2 protein-coding genes and 1 pseudogene are annotated in these 3,145 nt (G+C 63.7%); all 3 read right to left on the bottom strand.

Annotation, left to right across the window (positions count from 1 at the left end; all coding sequences use genetic code 11):
- Positions 1-972, bottom strand: a 972-nt coding sequence (locus EOA23_RS33125) for an ABC transporter permease (protein WP_145966566.1), incomplete at its 3' end; no start/stop codon positions are given.
- Positions 973-1,162: 190 nt separating this feature from the next.
- On the bottom strand, positions 1,163-2,692 hold the full coding sequence (locus EOA23_RS33120) for an ABC transporter substrate-binding protein (RefSeq protein ID WP_127307160.1): 1,530 nt from the start codon (positions 2,690-2,692) through the stop codon (positions 1,163-1,165).
- A 90-nt stretch (positions 2,693-2,782) separates the two neighbouring features.
- Positions 2,783-3,145 (bottom strand): annotated as a pseudogene (locus EOA23_RS33115) (NAD(P)/FAD-dependent oxidoreductase); the annotation flags it as partial.

Raw genomic sequence — 3,145 nt, 5'->3', positions numbered from 1 at the left:
CACCATGTCGACGGCGAGGTTGATCAGCACGAAGAGCAGCGCGAAGACCAGGACGATGCCCTGGATCAGCGGCAGGTCGCGGTTGATGACGGCGTCGATCGCCATGTTGCCGAGGCCCTCATAGGAAAACAGCCGCTCGACGATGACGGTGCCGCCGATGAGGAAGGTGAATTGCACGCCGACCAGCGTCAGCGTCGGCAGGGCCGCGTTCTTCAGCGCCTCGCGCAGGATGACCTGCGTCTCGGAAAAACCCTTCACACGCGCAAGCACGACATAGTCGAGGTCGAGCACTTCCTTCAGCGACTGTTTGAGCAACTGCGCGATGATCGCCGCCAGCGGCAGCGCCAAGGCCACGGCCGGCATCAGCATGTGTTTCAGCAGGTCCCAGGTGAGGTCGAAACGCAGCCTGAGAATGCTCTCGACAAGATAGAACTGGGTCACGAAAGGCAGGTCGAGCTGCGGCGACACCCGGCCGGAAATGTCGAACACCGGCACCAGCACGCCGAACAAAAGGATCAGCACCAGGCCCCACAGGAAATCGGGAATGGAGAGCGTCGCGCCGCTGGCGATGTCGATGCCGGCCTCGATGGCCGTGCCGCGCGAGCGCGCGCCGAGGATCGCGGCGGTGGCGCCGAGCGCGATCGCCATCAGCAGCGCCACAGTCGCCAGCTCCAGCGTCGCCGGCAGCCGGTCGAAGACCAGGCCGAGCACGTCCTGGCGCAGCGAGATCGAGGTGCCGAAATCGCCATGCAGCACGCCGCCGAGCCAGATGAAGAATTGCTGCACGATTGACTTGTCGAGCCCGTAGAGCGCGCGCAGCCGGGCGATGTCGTCATCGCTGGCGCCGGGCGGCAGCATCATGGCGATCGGGTCGCCGGGCGCGATGCGGATGACGACGAAGACGACGATGGCGACGCCAAACAGCGTCACCAGCATCGTCAACAGACGAACGAGGAATCTCTGTAGCAGCATGCGTGCGTAATCACTCTGAGCGGACTCCCCCTCATCCGGCCGCTTCGCGGCCACATTCTCCCCGGTGGGGAGACGAGGCTGGCTCAGCCGTCGGCGACCTCTTCTCCCCTGGGGGAGAAGGTGGCCCGAAGGGCCGGATGAGGGGGCTGCGTCGTTGAAGGAGGCACGCTACCGCGCCTCCTCATTTCGATCAGGCGGCCGGGGTCATCAGCGCCGGCAACAGCGCGCCGGACACGTGCTGCACGACATTGACCTTCTTCGAATGCACGATCGGCTGCGCATACTGGATCAGCGGCAGCACATAGGCCTGCTCGGCGATGTATTTGTCGACCGCCTTCCAGCCGGCTATGCGCTTGGCCTCGTCCTTCTCGCCCCAGAGCGGGTTGATCATGTCGATCAGGTCCTTGCTGTCCCACACCGAATGCGGGCTTGGACCGTACATGGCGAAACCGGTCGAGGTGGTCGGGTCGCCGATGGAGTTGCCCCAATTGTAGAAGGCGGCCGGCGCCAGCTTGTCGGCGGCGCGCAGCTCGTAATGTTTGGCGATCTCATAGACCTCGATCTTGGCCTCGATGCCGACCTTGCGCCACATGCCGACGATCGCCTGGATCATCTCATAGTCCTTGGGCTTGAAGCCTTTGGTGGTCTGGATGGTGAACTTGACCGGCTTCTTGGTCGAATAGCCCGAGGCGGCGAGCAACTCCTTGGCTTTCTCCGGGTTGTGCTCAACCTTGATCGAGGGATCGAAGGCCGTGTATTCCGGCGTCTCCAGCGTCGCGATCGGCTGGCCGTAGCCGCGCAGCAGGCGCTTGACCAGGAGTTCCTTGTCGACCGCCATCACGGCCGCCTGGCGGACGTTCTTATCCAGCATCGCCTCGATGTCGTTGAAGAAGATCATGCCGATGTCGGAGACGTTCTTGATCGAGCCGGCAAGCCCGTCCTTGGCGATCAGCCGGTCGTACTCCTCATAGGGGATTTCGAGCGTCACCTGCGAGGAGCCGGACTCGATCTCGGCGACGCGGCTCGCCGCGTCCGTGACGAACTTGATCGTCACATTCTCGAAAGCCGGCTTCGTGCCCCAATAATGTGGATTGGCCTTCAGCCGCAGGAAGGCGTTGCGCTCGAACTTGTCGACCATATACGGCCCAGTGCCGATCGGCGCCTTCTCGAAGCCTTCGGCCCCGACCTTCTCGTAATAGGCTTTCGGGAGGATGTAGCCGGTCAGGAACGACATCCACTTGAAATAGACCGGGTCGAACTGCACGACGTCGCCGGTGATCTTGTTGCCGTCGATCTTGAAATTGTTGACGTTCTTCCAGACGAACTGGATCGGGTTGCCGGTCTTCTCGTCGCCGGCGCGGGTCAGCGACCACACGACGTCTTCCGGCGTGAAGGGCGAGCCGTCATGCCATTTGACGCCTTCGCGCACCGTCATCATCACCTTGGTGCGGTCGTCGTTCCAGCCCCATTCGGTGAGCAGTCCTGGCGTGAAGGAGAGGTCCGGCTTCTGGCCGATGATCTGGTCGAACACCGACTGGTAGAGGCCCTGGATCGTCGGATTTACCGCCGACGGGCCGGTCGTCGGATCCCAGGAGGGCAGGTTGACATTGTAGGCGATGGTGAGCTCGTCGGCCGCCTTGGCCGCCCTCGGCAGGCCAAGCGTCGCCGCGCCGATCGCGGCGGCGCCATATCCAAGCAAGTCGCGTCTGTTGATGGTCATGGTCGTTCCCCTTGTTGGTTGTCTTTAATTTGCGCGGCGTCATCGTCTGTTCAGGCACCCGGGCAACCGCGCGCTTCCCGTCCTGGAATTCTAGTTTCCTCCCAGCTGTTGGGCGAGCATGAAGCCGGAGGCCGCGCCCGTGCCGGCGCCGGGCCATGTCGCGGCTCCGGTGAGGTACAGGTTGGCGACGGGCGTGTTCCAGCGCGCGAAGCCGCGCGCCGGGCGGAAGAGAAAATTCTGCGCGAGATGGTGACTGCCGCAGATCTGGTCGCCGCCGACGAGGTTCGGGTTTTCGCGTTCGAGATCGAGCGGCGAGAAGATCGCGCGGCCAAGGATTTTCTGTCGCAATCCCGGCGCATAGCTCTCGATGATGTCGAGCACGCGCTCGGCAAAGGCGGCCTTGACCGCGTCCCAGTGCGCGGGCGCGATGCTGCCGGCAGCATCGCGCCCGCG

The sequence above is a fragment of the Mesorhizobium sp. M2A.F.Ca.ET.042.01.1.1 genome (assembly GCF_003997405.1).
GTDB lineage: Bacteria > Pseudomonadota > Alphaproteobacteria > Rhizobiales > Rhizobiaceae > Mesorhizobium.
The sequence above is the reverse complement of the archived record's forward strand: the minus strand, read 5'-3'. Positions and strand labels throughout refer to the sequence as shown.